Annotated in this window: 16 protein-coding genes and 1 pseudogene; 2 read left to right on the forward strand and 15 right to left on the reverse strand. The window is 66.7% G+C overall.

Annotated features, from left to right (window positions below; all coding sequences use genetic code 11):
• Positions 1 to 4: 4 nt before the first annotated feature.
• Positions 5 to 736 (reverse strand): type III pantothenate kinase, encoded by a 732-nt coding sequence (locus AC5P7I_RS17350; RefSeq protein ID WP_032956260.1) that lies wholly within the window; start codon positions 734 to 736, stop codon positions 5 to 7.
• Positions 733 to 1,698: a bifunctional biotin--[acetyl-CoA-carboxylase] ligase/biotin operon repressor BirA gene (birA, locus tag AC5P7I_RS17355; RefSeq protein WP_032956289.1), complete on the reverse strand. Its 966-nt coding sequence runs from the start codon at positions 1,696 to 1,698 to the stop codon at positions 733 to 735. Before birA ends, AC5P7I_RS17350 begins: the two co-directional genes overlap by 4 nt.
• 144 nt (positions 1,699 to 1,842) lie before the next feature.
• Here birA and AC5P7I_RS17360 point away from each other — a divergent pair, with 144 nt between their 5' ends.
• Together AC5P7I_RS17360 and AC5P7I_RS17365 are read left to right on the forward strand one after the other, a co-directional pair.
• On the forward strand, positions 1,843 to 2,127 hold the full coding sequence (locus tag AC5P7I_RS17360; protein WP_046428091.1) for a hypothetical protein: 285 nt from the start codon (positions 1,843 to 1,845) through the stop codon (positions 2,125 to 2,127).
• Positions 2,094 to 2,885 (forward strand): M90 family metallopeptidase, encoded by a 792-nt coding sequence (locus AC5P7I_RS17365; RefSeq protein ID WP_262087956.1) that lies wholly within the window; start codon positions 2,094 to 2,096, stop codon positions 2,883 to 2,885. Before AC5P7I_RS17360 ends, AC5P7I_RS17365 begins: the two co-directional genes overlap by 34 nt.
• An 85-nt stretch (positions 2,886 to 2,970) precedes the next feature.
• Here the strand turns inward: AC5P7I_RS17365 and AC5P7I_RS17370 are convergent, their stop codons facing one another.
• From AC5P7I_RS17370 to AC5P7I_RS17430, 13 genes and pseudogenes are all read right to left on the reverse strand, one after another.
• A complete protein-coding gene (locus AC5P7I_RS17370) occupies positions 2,971 to 4,395 on the reverse strand; it encodes an ATP-binding protein (RefSeq protein ID WP_014645620.1) in 1,425 nt (474 codons plus the stop codon).
• Between the two features lie 25 nt (positions 4,396 to 4,420).
• Positions 4,421 to 5,104, reverse strand: coding sequence for a response regulator transcription factor (locus tag AC5P7I_RS17375; protein WP_004136763.1), 684 nt, complete (start codon positions 5,102 to 5,104; stop codon positions 4,421 to 4,423).
• Between the two features lie 73 nt (positions 5,105 to 5,177).
• Positions 5,178 to 5,552, reverse strand: coding sequence for a hypothetical protein (locus AC5P7I_RS17380; RefSeq protein ID WP_014645619.1), 375 nt, complete (start codon positions 5,550 to 5,552; stop codon positions 5,178 to 5,180).
• A 213-nt stretch (positions 5,553 to 5,765) separates the two neighbouring features.
• Positions 5,766 to 6,797 (reverse strand): tRNA dihydrouridine(20/20a) synthase DusA, encoded by a 1,032-nt coding sequence (dusA, locus tag AC5P7I_RS17385; RefSeq protein ID WP_075076393.1) that lies wholly within the window; start codon positions 6,795 to 6,797, stop codon positions 5,766 to 5,768.
• Positions 6,798 to 6,891: 94 nt separating this feature from the next.
• Complete coding sequence (locus AC5P7I_RS17390; protein ID WP_262087955.1) at positions 6,892 to 9,306, reverse strand: peptidoglycan-binding protein; 2,415 nt, start codon at positions 9,304 to 9,306, stop codon at positions 6,892 to 6,894.
• Positions 9,307 to 9,331: 25 nt separating this feature from the next.
• A complete protein-coding gene (locus AC5P7I_RS17395) occupies positions 9,332 to 9,943 on the reverse strand; it encodes a lysozyme inhibitor LprI family protein (RefSeq protein WP_262087954.1) in 612 nt (203 codons plus the stop codon).
• 349 nt (positions 9,944 to 10,292) lie between these two features.
• A complete protein-coding gene (locus AC5P7I_RS17400) occupies positions 10,293 to 11,168 on the reverse strand; it encodes a lysozyme inhibitor LprI family protein (protein WP_262087953.1) in 876 nt (291 codons plus the stop codon).
• Positions 11,169 to 11,324: 156 nt separating this feature from the next.
• Positions 11,325 to 12,104, reverse strand: a pseudogene (locus AC5P7I_RS17405) (SulP family inorganic anion transporter); the annotation flags it as partial.
• A gap of 129 nt (positions 12,105 to 12,233) precedes the next feature.
• Positions 12,234 to 12,944 (reverse strand): hypothetical protein, encoded by a 711-nt coding sequence (locus AC5P7I_RS17410; protein ID WP_262087951.1) that lies wholly within the window; start codon positions 12,942 to 12,944, stop codon positions 12,234 to 12,236.
• Positions 12,944 to 13,261, reverse strand: a complete 318-nt coding sequence (locus AC5P7I_RS17415; protein WP_041862969.1) for a hypothetical protein — start codon at positions 13,259 to 13,261, stop codon at positions 12,944 to 12,946. The genes AC5P7I_RS17410 and AC5P7I_RS17415 overlap by 1 nt, the downstream gene beginning before the upstream one ends.
• On the reverse strand, positions 13,261 to 16,749 hold the full coding sequence (locus tag AC5P7I_RS17420) for a TipJ family phage tail tip protein (protein ID WP_262087950.1): 3,489 nt from the start codon (positions 16,747 to 16,749) through the stop codon (positions 13,261 to 13,263). The genes AC5P7I_RS17415 and AC5P7I_RS17420 overlap by 1 nt, the downstream gene beginning before the upstream one ends.
• On the reverse strand, positions 16,746 to 17,348 hold the full coding sequence (locus tag AC5P7I_RS17425) for a tail assembly protein (RefSeq protein WP_049441827.1): 603 nt from the start codon (positions 17,346 to 17,348) through the stop codon (positions 16,746 to 16,748). Before AC5P7I_RS17425 ends, AC5P7I_RS17420 begins: the two co-directional genes overlap by 4 nt.
• On the reverse strand, positions 17,341 to 18,081 hold the full coding sequence (locus AC5P7I_RS17430) for a C40 family peptidase (protein WP_262087949.1): 741 nt from the start codon (positions 18,079 to 18,081) through the stop codon (positions 17,341 to 17,343). The genes AC5P7I_RS17425 and AC5P7I_RS17430 overlap by 8 nt, the downstream gene beginning before the upstream one ends.
• Positions 18,082 to 18,131 lie beyond the last annotated feature (50 nt).

Consider the following 18,131-nt stretch of genomic DNA (forward strand, 5'->3'; position numbering starts at 1 on the left):
GATACTAGCCTGCGGGCTGGTGCACCGCCCAGCGGGCGAGTCCATCCAGCACCAGCGAGGGGTGGTAGTCGGCACCCGGCAGCAACGGCATCAGTGCCGGTGCGCCGCCACCGTGCACCAGCAGCGAGGGCGCTACGCCCAGCAGCGCGTGCGCCTGCTGCGCACTGCGTTCAATCAGCGCCACCGCGGCGCCATCGCAACCGGAGGCCAACGCATCGGCGGTGTCGTTGGCGAACTCGCTGTAGTCGCCGCCAGTGGCCGGCAGCTGCACCGCACGGGCGTGCAATGCCTCGCGCATGGTGGTGGGCGATGCGGAAATGCGGCCACCGTGGTGCTGGCCGTCGGCGTCAAGCAGGTCAATCGTCAGTGCGGTGCCCACGCCGACCACCAGCACCGGGCGCTGCGCCTTGGCTGCGGCCAGCAGGGCCAGGAAGCGGTCGACGCCGAACTTTTCCGGCTTGGCATAGGCAATGCGGACGCCGGCGCATTCGGCGCTGGTTCGCACCACATGCACATGCTCGAAGCGGCGCTGCAGCTGGTCCAGCATGGCGCTGGTCAGCGACGGTGCGGCCACGCTGGCCACGAACGCGGTGCGGCCGCTGGGCAGGCTGTGCGGTGGCTGCCCGGCCATGCCTTCGGCACCATGCGCCCAGGCCTGCACGTCACCGGCACGGTCACCCTGCAACGGCGCGAACTTGAAGCGCGAGTTGCCGAGGTCGAACAACCAATCGCTCATGCTGCCCTCACGCTGACTTCGCCGGCGTGCAGCAGACGCTCACGGCCATCGATGCGCACGCGCAACGCGCCGTCATCGGCCAGGCCGAGTGCGGTGCCATGCTGCCACTGCCCATCCAGTTCCACCCGCACCTCGCGGCCGGCCAGCATGTCGAAGGCGGCGTAGCGCGGCAGGAACGGAGCAAGACCTTCACGATCGAATTCCTCCAGCGCCGGCAGCAGGCGCGCCAGCACGGCGGCAACAACCACGTTTCGATCCACTGGCTTGCCAGCCAGCGTGTCCAGGTCCACCCACGGCTGGCTGATCTGCTCGGCGAACGACGGCGGCATGTGCGTGTTGATGCCGATGCCGATCACCGCGCGCGCCGGGCCGGCGTATTCGCCACCGCCTTCTGCGAGCAGGCCAACCAGCTTGCGGCCATCGACCAGCAGGTCGTTCGGCCACTTCAGTTGCGCCTGGGTGTAGCCCAGATCGTGCAGCGCTTCGGCCACGGCGACGCCGGCCACCAGGCTCAGGCCGGCCAGGCGGCCGAGGCCTCCGGAGAACAGCCGCAGCACCGACAGGTAGACATGGGCGGCCAGCGGCGAGGCCCAGGTACGGCCACGACGACCGCGGCCACCGGTCTGGCGTTCGGCCAGCAGCACGCTGACCCCGCGCTGGGGCGCGCTGCACCGCAGCAATTCAGCGTTGGTGGAGTCCACCGTCCAGGCCACCTGCAGGTCGTGCAGCAGCGGCAGGACCCCGGCCGGCAGGCCACCACGGATCGCCGCCGGGTCCAGCAGGTCAACCGGGCGGGTCAGGCCATAGCCCTCGCCGGCACGGCCCTCGACATCCACACCGGCGGCCCTAAGCCCTTGAATACGCTTCCAAATAGCCGCACGGGTCTGGCCCAGCTCACGGGCCAGGGCGTCGCCGGACAGGCGACCGGCAGCGAGTTTGGCCAGCAATTGGCGATCGTCCACGGCAGCTTCCACGAAGTCAGGCAGGAATTATGCGGGAAAGCCGCCAGCGACGCCCGCCACGCTGGGTTCCGCGGGGGCTTCCAACGGGGCGCCGGGTTCGGGCTAGAATCGGGAACTCACCCTCCCTTAACGTGGATGTCGTCAATGCGCCGTTATGCCCATTGCCTGATCCTGCTGATGATGCCCTTCGCGGCGTCTGCGACGGCAGCGCTGGACGACAGCCGCGGCGCCTGCGTGTCCTCCAACGGTGATGCCGCCTCGCAGCGCGCGCCGACCGCGACTGCCTCGGCTGCGACCACCAAGCCGACACCGGTACGCCCTGCGGCCAGCAGTGCCACCAGCACCGGGGGCGGCGGCAGCGACGATGACGTGCTGCAGCGCATCCGTGCGCCGAAGTGGCACAGCTACCTGCCGGGAATGTTCCGCTGATCAAGTCGTTGCTGCAGTGGCTGCGGCCTACGCCGCGGCCGATCGACGATGCACTGTGGGAACACGCCTGCCGCCGCGCGGCCTGGCTGCACGGACTGGACGATGAACGCCGCGCGCGCCTGCGCGTACTGGCCACGCGCTTCCTGCACGAGAAGACCATCACCCCGATCGGTGAGCTGCAGCTGCAGGCCGGTGACGGCGTGCTGCTGGCCGCGCTGTGCTGCCTGCCGCTGCTGGCGTTCGGTGAGGTGGGGCTGGAGGGCTGGTCGCAGCTGATCGTCTACCCCGATGCCTTCCGCGTGCACCGCAGCCACATGGATGCGGCTGGCGTGCTGCACGAGTGGGATGACGAGCTGATCGGCGAGTCGTGGGACAGCGGTCCGTTGATCCTGTCCTGGGCCGATGTGCAGGCCGACCTGGCGGCGCCGCACGAGGGCTACTGCGTGGCGGTGCACGAGATGGTGCACAAGCTGGATGCGCTCGATGGTGCGATGGACGGTACGCCGCCGCTGCCGCGCGAATGGCAGCGCGAGTGGGCGGGCACGTTCCAGCGCGCCTACGACGCGTTCTGTGCGCAGGTGGACGCAGGCGAAGAGACGCTGATCGATCCGTATGCGGCCGAGGCGCCGGAAGAGTTCTTCGCGGTGGCCAGCGAGTACCACTTCTCGGCACCGGATCTGCTGCAGCAGGCGTTGCCGGAGGTGGCGGCGCAGCTGCGACGGTTCTACGGCGAGCCGCCCAGGATCGCAGTGCGGTAGTGCCGGCCGCTGGCCGGCAACCCCATGATCTTCGATGGCATTGCTTGGTTGCCAGCCAGCGGCCAGCACTACCGATCAACGAGGCTTACGGCCCTGGCGGCAGGCGCACTTCGAAGCGGGCGCCGCCCAGTTCGGCCGAACGGCCCACGGTCAGTTCGCCGCGGTAATCCTTGATCAGGTCCTGCACGATCGACAGGCCGATGCCGTGGCCCTGCACGCGCTCGTCGCCACGCACGCCACGCTGCAGCACCTTGCCGATGTCGTCCGGGGCAATGCCCGGGCCGTCGTCATCCACCGCCAGCAGCAGGCCGGCGCGGCGCGCGTTCGGGGCCGGCAGCGGCTGCGCGGTCAGCAGCACGCGGCGGTTGGCCCACTTGAAGGCGTTCTCCAGCAGGTTGCCGAGCAGTTCCTGCAGGTCGCCCGGTTCGCCGTGGAAGCGTGCGGCCGGATCGATATCGAATTCGCACAGCACGCCCTTGGAAGCGTAGACCTTTTCCAGCCCACGCACGATTTCCTCGGCATTGGACTCGATCGGCAGCGGCGCGGAGAACAGCTTGTGGCCCGAGGAGGCCGCGCGCGCCAGCTGGTACGAAACCAGGTTGTTCATGCGCTGCAACTGCACGTCCAGTTCTTCGCGCAGCGCGCCGTCGCCGGCACCGCTGTCCATCTGCGTGCGCAACACGGCAATCGGCGTTTTCAGGCTGTGCGCCAGGTCGGCCAGGGTGTTGCGCTGGCGCTCGAGGTTCTCGCGCTCGCTTTCGATGAAGGCGTTGATGCTGTCGGTCAGCGGTTCCAGCTCGCGCGGGTGGCGCTCGCTCATGCGCTCGGTCTCGCCGCGCTGCACCTTGGTCAGCTCGGTGATCACCCGGCGCAACGGGCGCAGGCTCCACTGCAGGATGACGGTCTGCAGCAGCAGCAGGATCAGGCCGATGCCGCCCAGGTAGAACCAGACGCGGCCACGGAACACGCGCAGCTGGGCACCCAGCGCGCGCGAGTCTTCCATCACATAGATGGTGTACGGGAATTCGGTGGCGGGGTCGGCATCGGCGCCCCACACCAGGCCGAGGCCGTAGCGGTACACCGAGCCTTGGCTGCCGTCGATCTGGATCATCGGCAGCGGGCCTTCGAACACCTCCTGGCGCGGTGCCAGCAGGCCGCCGCCGACGGTGGGCAGCATCGGGCCTTCAGCGGACATCGAATTGCCCTTGCCGTGCGGCATCACTACCTGCAGGTACAGGCCACTGCCGGGCACGTCGAAGCGGGAATCCGGCGGCTGCTCGCGGATGTACAGCGAGCGGTCGCGGGTGAAGTCGATGCCGGCCGCGTAGGAGGTGGCGTAGTTCTTCAGGCGCTCACGCAGGTTCGCCTTCGCCGTATCGGCGAAGGCGGCGTCGAGCGCGTAACCGGCCAGGGCCAGGAACGCCACCAGGCCCACGGACGCGGCGAGCATCTGGCGCGCCTGCAGTGAGCGCGGCCGCCAGCGTCGGAAGAACCACAGACGGCCGGACATCGTGTTATCGCCAGGGTGAGCCGGCTCAGCCCTCGTTGCGCGGGATCGCGAAACGGTAGCCGCGACCGCGTACGGTCTCGATCGGCTTCAGTTCGCCATCCGGGTCCAGCTTCTTGCGCAGGCGGCCGATGAACACTTCCAGCACGTTCGAGTCGCGGTCGAAGTCCTGCTGGTAGATGTGCTCGGTGAGGTCGGCCTTGGAGACCAGTTCACCGGCATGCATCATCAGGTACTCCAGCACCTTGTACTCGTAGCTGGTCAGGTCGACATTGCTGCCGGCCACGCTGACGGTCTGGGCGGCGAGGTCCAATGCGACCGGGCCGCATTCCAGGGTCGGCTTGCTCCAGCCGGCGGCGCGGCGCAGCAACGCGTTGACGCGGGCCAGCAGCTCTTCGACGTGGAACGGCTTGACCAGGTAATCGTCGGCACCCTGCTTCAGGCCCTCGACCTTGTCCTGCCAGCTCGAACGCGCGGTCAGGATCAGCACCGGGAACTTCTTGCCTTCATCACGCAGGGCCTTGATCAGCTCCATGCCCGACATCTTGGGCAGGCCGAGGTCGATGATGCCGACATCGAACGGAACTTCGCGCCCCATGTAGAGGCCTTCCTCGCCGTCCTGCGCAGCATCGACGGCAAAGCCTTCGCGCTTGAGCCGGGCTGCCAGGGTCTCACGCAGCGGGGCTTCGTCTTCGACCAGAAGGATACGCATGAACTCTCCCTAGTGTCCTGGGTGTGGCCCGGAGGCCTGTGGGGTACGGGTTGATAGCGACAACTATCCCTGTTCAGGGGTTATCGCCGCGTAGTGATGACATATCCGACCGCGGCGTGCGCGGCTGTGAACGCGACGGGGCGGGGTCGTCCATGTAGCGGACCCGGCCCCGGTCGTCCATGTACTTCACCCGGTTGATATCACGACCATCGAACGGCACGCGCTCGGCACCGAGGATGTGACCACCCGTGGTGCGCTGCACGCGGCGCACGGCATCGGACAGCGAACGCTCGTCGCCACGGTTGCCGCGCTCGCCCCGCTCCATCATCTCCGCACGCCCCTGCTCACCCCGCGGCGGCTGCTGTGCCAGCGCCGACGACAGCGGCACGGCCGACAGGACCACGCAGGTGGCCAGGGCAATGCGGCGATGGAAGGGAGCGGAAGACATCGATGCGATCCTAGCCGAGCACGGCGATTCGTTCAAAAGTCGTAAATCCGGATGCCGGGTTCGGGGCCCGGCGCTTTACAAATCCTTTGCAAATTCTTGGTTTGGGGCAGTGAATCCGGTCTGAACTTTTCCGGCCGCGGCCCCGCGATGTTCAGCTAGGTGAACATTCGGAACGAATCGCCGCGCCTTGTCAAGTCAGGAATGTGACAGCGGTCACGCTGCGGCGCGATCAGCGTCGCGTTCGGTCGCGGCAAGCGCCTGCTCGACCAGGCTCCAATCGGCGCCCGGGCGGTGTGCGCCCTCGCTCAGCACCTGGCGGAATGCGCGGCCACCGGGCTGGCCATGGAACAGGCCGAGCAGGTGGCGGGTGATGTGCTTCAGCGCTAGGCCTTCGCCCAAGCGCGCTTCCACGTAGGGGCGCAGCGCGCGCAGCAGGTCGCCGCGGGCCTGCAGCGGGGCGCCGGTCTGCAGCGCCTCCAGCTGATGCAGCAGGTAGGGATCGTGGTAGGCCGCGCGGCCCAGCATCACGCCATCGACGTGCGCGGCCTGCGCCTGCACCGCCTCGACGCTGGCCAGGCCGCCGTTGAGCACCACCGGCAGCGCCGGGCGCTCCTGCTTCAGCCGGTAGGCCCAGTCGTACTTCAGCGGCGGAACCTCGCGGTTCTCCTTCGGCGACAGGCCCTTCAGCCACGCGTTGCGCGCGTGCACCACCACCATCGCGGCACCTGCGGCGACCTGGCGGTCGACGAAGGCGGCGAACACGTCGTAGTCGTTGTCCTCGTCCACGCCCAGGCGGCACTTCACCGTCACCGGGATCTCGACGGCATCGACCATCGCCGCCACGCACTCGGCCACGAGCATCGGCTCGCGCATCAGGCAGGCGCCGAAGCGCCCGGCCTGCACGCGGTCGGACGGGCAGCCGCAGTTGAGGTTGACCTCGTCGTAGCCCCAGTCGGCAGCGATGCGCGCAGCCTGCGCCAGCAGCGCGGGATCGCTGCCCCCCAGCTGCAGCGCCAGCGGCTGTTCGCTGCGGTCGAAGCCGAGCAGGCGCTCGCGATCGCCGTGGATGACCGCGTTGGCGTGCACCATTTCCGTGTACAGGCGCACACCCGGTGCCAGCACGCGATGGAACACGCGGCAATGGCGATCGGTCCAGTCCATCATGGGGGCAACGGACAGGCGCAGGGAATCGGCGTAACGGGCGGTGGCGGACGGCATCGGGGTGTTGATCGCGGAGACTGGCATTGCCAGTGAGATCAATAGTTTACACCGGACGGCTGAATGGCGGCGGGTGGCTCCGGGGCTGGCCGCTCGACCGGCCCCGGGGACACCGCGCGGCTTACAACCCGCGGTTGCGAACCTGTTCCTGCTGCTGTTCCTGCGCACGCTGGTTGAACTGACTGTCCAGCGCTTCGCTCTGCCGGCTGCTGGCCTCGACCGAGTGCGACACCGCCTGCTGGCGGTCGACGAAGGTCCGCTGCGCTGCCGGGTCACCCAGCTCGCCCTGCACCGCGAACAGGCCGGTGCCGTCCGGGCGGGCCACGACATGGTCGATCTGGCGCATGCCGGACACCTTGCTTTCGTAGGCCAGCTGGCCAGCCGCTCGTTCGGCTTCCTGCGAGTTGGCGAACAGCGGCTTCAGGCCGGCCTGGGCGCGCTGCTGTTCGAGCGCCTGCAGCTTCTCCAAAGCCTGGCCGAAGCGCGCGTTGTCGGCATGCCCGGCGTCTCGCATGCTGGCCGGCGCTGCAGGTTCGGCCTGGGCCGGTGCCGCCGGCGCGATACCGGCCTTCACCGCGTTGGGCGCATCCACCTGCGCCAGGGTCCTGCGGCCGGCCTTGCCATCGTCGTCCAGGCCATTGTTGGCCTGGAACTGCTTGACCGCTGCAAAGGTGTCCTTGCCATACACGCCATCGGCGTGCAGCGGCTTGCCGTCGGCCCCGGCGTAGCCCAGCGCCGCCAGCTTGCCCTGCAGGGCCTTGACCTCATCGCCGCGCTCGCCCTGCTTCAGCACGCCATCGGCCATCGGCGCCTGCTGTGCACTGCGTGCGGCCTGCGCGGCCTCGGGGCCCTGCGCGTGGACCTTGCCGCCCAGGGTGATGCGGTCGTTGAGCATGTCACCCAGGAACCTGCGGTACTGATCGGGCTCGAGCTCGATATGCGCGTGCACGGCGCCCGGGGTACCGGCATCGGACTGGCGGATCAACGGCGCACCGTACTCGACGAAATCACCGGTCTTGTAGGGGGTGGTTCCACGCGCACCGTGCAGCACCTGCCCGACCAGTTCACGCTGCGGATGCCCGGCCGGATGGCTCCAGATGCTGATCGAATTCCACTTGTCATTGTTGACCTGGACATACCCGGCGACCGGATTGGGAATCATCACCTCCCGGTCGCCGCGCGCATTGCTCAGGATCAGATCCTTGTGCACCAGCGGGATGCCGTTGCGATCACCGCGGGTCCGTACCGTTTCCAGTTCGCCCTCGACCATGGCCGACGGGCGGTCAGCCTTGGCGGCATTGCCGGTGCGCACGGCCTCGGCGTTGGTGTTGGGGTGATGGATCTTCAGTTCGCGATAGGCATCCTCGCCACTGGTGCCATGGCGCAGTGTGCGGTTGCTGCTGCCGTTGCCAAAGGGTTCGACCACGACGATGCGCTGGCCACCGGGCGCGGCGGCGGCATCGGCTTCCCGCGCAGTCGCGGGTGCGGGTGCCGCAGCAGGAGTGACCGGTGCAGGCGTGGCCGGTGCCACAGGCTGCGCCGGCGTGTGCTCGCGTACCGCCGTATCCAGGGCCTGCAGGGTCTGCCGGCCGGCCTTGCCATCGACGGTCAGCCCATGCGCCTGCTGGAACTCGCGCACTGCATGCTCGGTATTGGCACCGTAGTGGCTATCGGCTGTCAGCGGTTGCCCGTTGCGACCGCTATGGCCGGCCTGGATCAGCTTGGCCTGCAGGGCCTGGACCTCGGTACCGCGCTCGCCGGGTGCCAGCACGCCGTCGGCCATCGCCGATGCCGCCGCACGCTGGCCGCGCTGGCCGCGCTGGCCGGGCTCAGGTTCACCGAACACCTGCTGGTAATCCTTGCCCCGGTAAGCCTCGGGGTTGTGGTTGACCTGGTCGTAGCGCGCCAGCCCGACCAGTGCGGTCTTCTCGGTGAGCGCACGATCACGCAGCGAATCCCACAGGGTGGGCGAGCTCTGGAAGTGCACCTGCACATTGGCGTGCTTGTAGTCCTGCACCGCGCGGACGATCTGCTCGTCACTCAGCTCAGTCAGCTTGAAGTCTTCGCCATAGGCCTGCTGCAGGCCCTTCTGGAACACCGACCGGGTCATGCCGCGGTACTGCACCGAGGTACTCCACAGCGCATCCTGCACGGCCGCACCACGGCCGGAGAGATCGATGCCCACATCCTTCAGGCGGCCCATCTGCACGTCGTAGTACTTGTGCTGGATGAAGTCGTGCTGGTCCCTGGCAAACCCTGCGGGATCGGCGGCCGCCACTTCCTTCCAGCGTTCGGTGAAGGCCGGGGTTCCTGCCTGCAGGCCGTTGAAGCGGTTGCCATAGCGCGAGGCGGCGACGTACTCATCCACGCCGCCAACGTTGGTGGCGTACTGGTAACTGCCATACGACACGCCGCCATGGTCGCCCCTGCCGGTGGAAACGTGGCCGGGGCCGCGACCTCCGGTTTCGAAATGCGCCGACGTCTGGCCGCGATGCCAGTTGTCCATTGCCTGCTTTGCCTGGGTCACAACATCCATTTTCCTGCACTCCTTTGCGGGGGAATTACTTCGAGGTCAGTGCCTGCAGCACGTCGGCACGGTTGGCGGTGCGATTGATCCGGCAGGACTGCGCGTCCAGCATCTGCCCCTGCCCGTCTTCGGCAGGGTTCCAGCTGCAGTAGCGATTGGTATCGGACATGTAGGCGGCCTGCTCGTCCATCAGCCTGTCCTTGTCCTTGCCATCGGGACCGTCGACGATCTTCATGAAGGCCTGCTCGAGTCGCTGCTCCTGCCAGGCAAGCTCGTCATCACCACACGCCTGCAGTGCCGGTGTCTCGCCGCCGCTGGATTTCACGCATGTGGCGTACTGCGGCCGCAGCGTGGCTTTGTTGTAGGAATCATCCGGGCGCTGCGGCGGCATGTCCTGGTCATCGGCATCGGCCGCTGTCGTGGCAGGTGCGGCGCGTGCAGGCTCTGCAGTGGCGGGCGGCGATGCAGTGGCAGGCGGCGATGCAGTGGCAGGCGCGGCGGCCGCGGGGGCAACTGCCGTATCCGCCTCCGGGCTCTTGGCCTGGCATGCTGCCAGGCTGAGGCCCAGGGCCAGCGCAAGCGCGATGGCCCCGGCCCTGCCGAACGTTTCGCGGGGGGCCGCTGGAAGGTGGTTTGTTCCCTGCATTGCTTGCATCTCCTTGGCATCCAGGCGCGGGGCCCGTCAACGCGGGGCCGTCCATCGGCCCCATCGGGAATTGCATGCTACGCCAGCGTGGATTTCAGATGCCTGACTGGATTCAGAATGTGTGCACCTTGTCCCAACTGCATTCTGCACGGCGCAACGTCCTCGCGATCGCGTTCGCGAATTCGTATGTTGAGGTCGCTCACATGATGCCCAATGCTCACGAATCTCAACGAAACTGTCGTTTCAAGAACATCTTGAAGGCTTGACCGCAGTCAATTCCGCTGCCCTGCCAGCAGACGGGCTTTCGGATCGGCGTCGAGGCCCCCTGCAATGCCGGCATCGAGGCTCATCATCGCGCCAACACGCCCTTCTGCAGTTCCACCGCTCGGTTGGCGTAACGATTGATGAGGCACGACTGTGCATCCAACGCCGGGCCCACGCTGTCAGTGGCCTGGCTGCAGTGTTTGTCCGTGTCTGCAGCCCAGTTGGCCTGCTCGTCCATCCAGCGGTCCTTGGCCGGGCCGTCGGGGCCGTCCATCAGTCGCGCGACCAGTGCTTCCAGCAGCGCCTTGTGGTGGGCGAGCTCGGCCGTATCGCAGGCTTCCAGCTGGTCGTCCATGCCGCGGGCGTCCTGCACGCAACGGGTGTATTCCGGACGCGGCGCTGCCTGGGTATACGAGGTATCCGGCGGCGCGCTCTGCGCCAGCAGCTGGTCGGCACGGTTGGCGACACGGTACAGGCGGCATTCCTGCGTGCCCTGCAGCTGCTGCACGGTGCCGTTGGGGACATCGCGGCAATAACGGTCTGTATCGCTACGCCAGCTCGCCTGGGTGGCTTGGAATGCAGACCGAGCAGCGGCGTCGAGCCCGGCCAGCGCCTTGCTGGCCGCCGCTTCGAGGCGCGCTTCCTGGTAGGCGAGTTCGTCCTTGCCGCAGGCCTGGAGCTTGCCTGCATCTTCCACCCCATCCACACACCAGCCATAGGCGGGGCGCAGGCGACCCTCGGTATAGGACGCATCCGGGTAGTGGGGGGAATCTGCCGATGCCGGGCCGGAAGGGGCTGTCGGCGATGCCGCAGCAATCGACGCGGGAGCCGCCGTTTCGGTCGATGCCTGGGAAGAAGGCGCCTGGCATGCGGTGAGCGCCAGGCACAGGGCCAGCACCTTCCAATACCCACGGCCGACGCCGACCCGTTCGCTGCGCCCAAGCGCGCCCAATGCCTGCATTGCCGGTTTCTCCCTTGCGTGTCGCCAGCGGGTGCCGGCAAAGAGGGGCCGTCCATCGACCCCCATCACGCCGGCAATGCTACGACAGCGCCGGTTTCAACTGCCTGACTGGATTCAGAATGCGTGCACGCCGTCTCAGACGCGGACGCTGGAACCTCAGTGCCCGCCTCCGCGCCCGCCTACCTGTTCGATCAACGTCTGGCTAGCCGCATTCAGGCCCACCACCGTCACCCCCGCCCCATGCGCGGCCAGCTTTTCCTGCGCGCGTTCCAGCGCGGCCACCGCCGTCAGATCCCACAGATGGGCATCACGCAGGTCGATCTGCACCTTCGGCGCCACATGCTGGTAGTCGAACGCGGCGCCCAGCTGGCCGGCGGACGCGAAGAACACCTGCCCGCGTACGCGGTAGACCTGCGTGTCTGCGACATCCTCGCGCTGCACATCCAGCATGCGGCCAACCTTGCGCGCGAAGAACAGCGCCGACAACAGCACGCCACTGAGCACGCCCTTGGCCAGGTCGTGGGTGGCCACGGTGACCACCACGGTCAGCAGCATCACGGCCGAGGAACTGCGCGGATGCGTGCGCAGGTCGCGCAGCGAGCGCCAGCTGAAGGTGCCGATGCTGAGCATGATCATCACCGCCACCAGAGCGGCCATCGGGATCTGCCGCACCAGGTCGCTGCCGTACACCACCAGCACCAGCAGCAGCACGCCGGCCACCAGGCAGGACAGGCGGCCACGGCCACCGGACGTCACGTTGATGACCGACTGGCCGATCATCGCGCAGCCGGCCATGCCGCCGAGGAAACCTGTGACCGTATTCGCCACGCCCTGGCCGACGCATTCGCGGTTGCGCTCGCTGGGCGTCTCGGTGATGTCCTCGACGATCTGCAGGGTCATCATCGATTCGAGCAGGCCGACCATCCTGAGCCGGGCGGGCCGGCTGCCGATGTGCGGCAAGGGTCAGGGTGGCGTGATCACTGCAGTGCGTCGTCGAGGAGCGTAGGAGGGGCGCAGTCTAGGCCCTGGCGGCTCAAATGGCCGCCTGCACGGGCCTGATTCAGGCTAGTAGGTGTGTGCGGCAATCAGGAAGTTCGGCAACTGCCCCGTGAAACTCTGGTAGGACGCGCCGCTCAACGAACGTTGACGGTTCTCTCTACGCCTGCAGTAGTTCAATCGCACCTGCGAAGCATTTGGAGTATTGATGTACGGCTGATAGCGCATGTTGCCGCGAATGGTCGGGCCACTTCCGTAGTAGGCGTAGATGTCATGGCACAGTCCAATGTCGGACATCAGATAGGCGAGATTCTCACCAGGACCGTTGAACAGTGGCCCTTGCCTCACATTTTCGGTGGACATCTCGGTAAAGCCTGGAACACTTCCACCCGATTTATCGACCAAACCAGCGATGCGCAGTGGACGGTTTGACATATCCCACTGGATGGATCCGTCGGCGTTGTAGACCTGCATGCCTGTGCTTCCACTGTTGACCGCCCGCCCCCATGCCCACCACTCGAAGCTGGTGGTCCCTTGCCCCATGCTCCAGTAAAAGCCATTCAGCGCTGACATCACCTGTGCGGATCCGCCATTGCAGCGGATGAACACCAGGTACGGCACGCTCTGTGCGGGAAGGCTTACAAACCCGCTCGCGCCATAGGCGGACGTATTGGTTGCAATGGACTGCGTGCCCTTGGCTATCGAAAAGAAGACGAAGGAATGTGCGTTCACAAGAACCGGAACGCCGCTGTCATTGGTGACTTCAAGACCAACAGACATCAGAAGACTCCGTAGTAGATGGAAGCAGTCGGGTTGGCAATCGGCGAGAACGTGAACTGCATCCGCAATGTATTGCCGCCGTCGACAAACGACATGTACCCCAGCGCAGGCGCGGAAAACTGATTGCCATTCTGGTCCTGCCAACTGTCGGAGCCAGGGCTGGGCAGGATGGCAAATGGCTCACCCAGGCCGGCCAGGCCCACACTGCTGGACGAGCTCCCAACGACCGAGAGAGTGCCCATGATCTTGCCGGCACGATCATTGGTGTCGAACCACATCTGCCCGTCCGGGCCGAATATCTGCATACCTGTTGCCATTACCAGATCCCCATGCGGACGCGGACGCGGCCGTTGCTGTCGTAAACGTGGATGACACTGTCATTGATGGTCAGGCGGCCGCCGTTCTCGGGGCCGTTCATCGTCAACGTGCCGTTCTTGTCGAGCCTCCATCGTGGTTGCCCGCCGGCACCCACCGCATTGGACTGGATCACATCGCCGATCATGGCGTTCTGGATCCAGCCGTTGCCGATCAGTGCCTGGCTGATGAAGGTCTGCCCGCCCTGCACCACGAAGGGCGCACTGACCTGCCCGCTGTTGGTGTTGATCAGCGCGAAGCGATCAGCCTGCATCAGGATCTGGCTCTGATAGCTGCCATCTGGCTGCTGCTCCACGCCCAGACCCATGCCGGCCATGTAGATCTGCCCGGCACTGGTGATCTGCGCCTTGACCGTATAGGTCGCGCTGACCTTGCCATCCAGGTTGACCACGGCCTGCGAGACCTGCTGGACCGCGGCGCTGACGCCCTCGATCTTGCCTGGAACACCTTCGATGGACGCTTCGACCGTGTCCACGCGCTTGGCCAGTGCCGCGTCCTTCTCGGCCATCACGCTGTAGACGGTGATGGCGCCGGCGCTGACATCGTTCTCGCCGACGTTGTAGTCCTCCTCGCCGGCACTGTGGTCGCTGACCTGGGCGAACAGGCCATCGACCTTCTGCCCCTGCGCGGCCACCTTGCCATCGACGTCGGTCACGTCCATTTCCAGCTGATCGACACGGCCGACGATGGCGCCCGCCTCGGCGATGGCGTCGCCGATGTTCTTCCAGTGGCTGCCCGGCGGTGTTTCATTGCCTGCGGCAGTGCCCTGCCAGCTCCAGATCCGCCCGTCGTGGATGACGGTCTGCCCTGGGCTGTAGGTTGCCTCGGCATCCCAGACCAGCGGCAGCACTTGGGTGACGCGCTCGATCTTGCCCTTCAGCTGTTGGCCCAGCGCGCTTTCGTTGATGCGGCCGGCGAAGTAGGCGTCGTAGTCATCCGGGTTGCTGCTGGACTCACCCATCACCCCGGCTTGCGCCGGATACCACGGGCCGATGTTGCCACTTCGATCCACCAGCCGTCCCCAGAACCAGAAGCGCGCGCCAGCGGCCAGGCCGTTCATCTGGTGCTGGGCCTGCGGGTAGGCGAAGTCGCCCAGCTTGATCGCGCTCTCGCGATTGGGGCCAGTGCTGTACCAGAGTTCGGTCCGTTCGGTATCGGTTGCACCTGCGGGGAAGCCCCAGGACAGTGCGATGCCGAAGGGGCGGGCAGTGCTGGTCAACGATGCCAGCGAGGGGGGCGGCGTCGTCTTGCCTTCAATGGTGGTGAGCATGCTGAGCGTCGGCTGCGACACCGCGCCCAGCGCATTGACCGCGCGTACGCGGGCCAGATACTCGCCTGCGTAGACGCCCCGCACTTCCAGGCTCTGCGTCCCGACGCGACCAGCGCGGACCCAGTTGAGATCGCCACGGCGCCATTCCACGTCATAACCGATCGCCTTGTCCGCAGCATCCCACTCGATCGTGAGCACGGAGGTAGCGATGCCCTGGTCGACCACCACATGCGAGGCCATCCGCACGTTGGCCGGTGCCGGCTGCACGCTGGGCGGGATGATGCTGATCGGCGGCTGCTCCAGGCGCGTGCCGTCGTCGATGGCGGCGTACTTGCCCGGCACGTGCTTGAGCGCGGTGATCTGATAGGTCAGGTCCTCGCCTTCGCTGATCGACAGCACGCGATAGTGCTGCAGGGCCAGCTCCGGCGATTCCAATGCCCAGACCGACTGCGCCACCGGCACCGCCGACCACGGCGCGCTGACGGTCACCGTCTCGCCGTCCACCGACAGCACCGTGCGTGCTTCGGTCTGCCCGCTGGGCAGGGTGGCTCGCAGGGTGTCACCGGCCGCGATCTGTTCCGGCATGCAGTCCAGCACCAGGCTGCGCGTGCCCGCACTACGGATGCGGCCCGCATTGCGGCGGCCGGCGCGGTTCGGGTCGGCCACCTGGATCACATCACCGGGCATGCAGCCCAGCGCATCCAGGCCCACCGAGAAGCTGATCGTCTCGGTTTCCAGCATCTCGGTATGCAGGATGTGGTTGCCCACGCGCTGCGCCTGCGAACGCGAGTGGCAGCCCACCGCCGTCACTTCGGTCTGGTTGATGCCGTAGCGGGCCACACCGGGCAGGTGCTGCACCACTTCGACCTTCTGCCGGCCGAAGTCGTCCGGATCGATCCACGACACCAGGGCCACCGTGTGCCGCGCCGTGCGGCTGCTGCCGGCATAGTGGAAGCGCCCTTCGATGACGTTGGCCTGGCTGTAGGTCAGCACCGGGTCCTTGGGCATGTCGGCCGAGGCCATCACTTGCCCCGCCGCATAGAAGCTGATGCCGCGGAACATGGTGGCGATGTCCTGCAGCACGCGGTAGGCCTCGGCGCGGGTCTGCAGATACAGGCTGCAGGTGAAGCGCGGCTCCTTGCCGCCCTGGCCATCGCTGACCAGTTCATCGCAGTAGCGCGCGATCTGGTACAGCCGCCACTTGTCCACCCAGTCCAGCGGAACACGATGGCCCAGGCCGAAGCGATCGTTGGTGACGATGTCGAAGAACACCCAGGCCGGATTGTTGGTCCAGCCACTCTTGAAGGTACCGTCCCACACACCGCTGTAGAGACGGCTGAGCGGATCGTAGTTGGAGGGGATGCGTACGATGCGGCCCCACAGCTGGTAGGACCGGGTGGGAATGTTCTGGAACTGGCTGGCATCAACCTGCACCGCCGCCAGCGCACAGTTCGGATAGCGCAGCTTGGCATCGATGATCTCGGTCATCGACAGCACGTTGACGGTATCGGCGATGGTGCTGCTGTTGGCGTTGGCGGTCAGCCGGCGGATGCGCACCTGCCACTGGCTGCCGGCAGGCAGATCGATGCGGCGGCTGCGCTCGTACTGGCTGGTGGTCTTGCCGCTGAAGGCATCGGTCAGCACTGTGCTGAACGGGCCGCCGTCGGTGGACAGATCCACCGCGTACATGATCCGGTAGCCTTCAGTGTCGCCGTTCTCGGTGTTGGTCTTCTGCAACGCCGGCACCGCAAAGCGGATACGGACGGCTGACAGATCGGCACCCGATACGGTGCGCACCACCGGCGCATCGCTGCGCAGCTCGACGTTGACCCCGACTTCGTTCTCGATGGAGGGGAAGCCGCTGATGTGGTCCTGGTCCTGGGTGCCGGAACGCGTCTGCACGTCCACGCCGGAGAAGTTCAGCGTGCCGTCCGGATTCTCGATCGGCACCTGGTCCAGGTAGATCGACTGCTTGCCGGCGACCAGGCCACGGATCTCGCCCTCGCTGGCGAGGTCGATGATGCGGGCCACCGCCATCGAGTGCAGGCTGTCGGCGGTTTCGACCGGGGTTCGGGCGTTGCTCGCGCCCTTCTTGGCACCCGCCAGCACTGGCGTGGCTGCGCCACGCGTGCGCGGCGTGGGATGAGTGGTCTGATTCAAAACTGGTCCTCCGCCAGGATGCCGCCGCTGATCACGGCCGAGCCGATGAACATGCCCTTGGTGTCATGGCCGCCATAGGCGACCGGCACGGGGTTGCCTTGCGCCTGCGTGTTGACGGTGCCGTTCATGCTGTAGCTGGGCGCGTTTTCGGGTGTGTCTTTGGCACCCAGCCCTTTTGGCTGGGGGGAGAGCATCTGGGCGACGCCACCGACCACCATGCCCACACCCATCTGGATGAATCCGGTACCGGATCCACCGGCCGCAATGTTCATGTAGACGCCAACAACAATCAAAACAACGCCCATGATCGTCTGCAGAATGCCTCCCCGCTTGCTGCCCACCAGCACCGGCGCAATACGGATGTCATCCTGTCCCGGCGGGTCGTGCAGCTGATCCCGCGACAGGTTCTGCCGCCCGTTGAACACGGCAAACTCCATGCCCTTGGCCTTTGCGCCCATCAGGTACTGCTGGAATCCTGGCAGCATCGTGCACAGCGCATGCACCGCCTCGGCCGGGCTGTTCACCGCCAGCCGGAACCTGCGCCCAAAGCGCGCACCCAGCTTGCCGTACAGGCGGATCGTACGAAGACGGTCAGTCATGGCGCACCTCGCGATGGCGGACGATGCAACGGGTGCGCTCGGCCCACATGCCGCCGTACGGCACGGTCTCGGACAGGCGCCCATGCAGGTGATGCAGCATCTGACCGTCGCCGAGGTAGATGCCCGCGTGGTTGGTGACCGGCGAACGGATCTGCATCAGGATCATGTCGCCCCGCTGCGGCTCGCCCTCGATCAGGTCGAAGCCCTCGGCGTGCAGCCGTTCAAGGCTGTACAGGTCCTGGCCGTGGTTCCACCAGTCGTCCTGGCGTTCGTACTCGGACAGCGGGATGCCCAGTTCGCGTGCGTGGAAATCGCGGACCAGGCTGTAGCAGTCCAGCACACCGTGGGCGAACTGGCGACCGACCAACGGTGCCATGTAGCCAGTGGGATGCAGGGTCTGCAGATCACCGCACAGCGGTGCCTCGCCTGTTACCTGGCCGACGCTGACGATGTGCCAGGTCAGCCCGCTGCGCTCGCACATGACCCGATCGGCGTCGGACGGCGTTGCGGCGGCATCGGGATGGCTGTGCACCAGGGCCAGCACCTCGCCCTTGTCCTCGGCCACGGCATAGTCCTCAGCGGGCAGGCGGAAATGCTCGCTGGGCGTGGCGGCCACGTTGCGGCAGGGAAGATAGCGTTCGTGGCCTTCAATGGCCACGATCAGCCCGCAGCATTCGCGCGGGTACTCGGCCACGGCGTGCGCCTGGATGGCCTGCAGGGTTGTCGGTTGCATGTTTCACCCATGAAAAAGGCCCGCGCGGGCGGGCCTGGAAAGTGGAATCG

This window comes from Stenotrophomonas sp. YJH_SMC_138, from assembly GCF_059369855.1.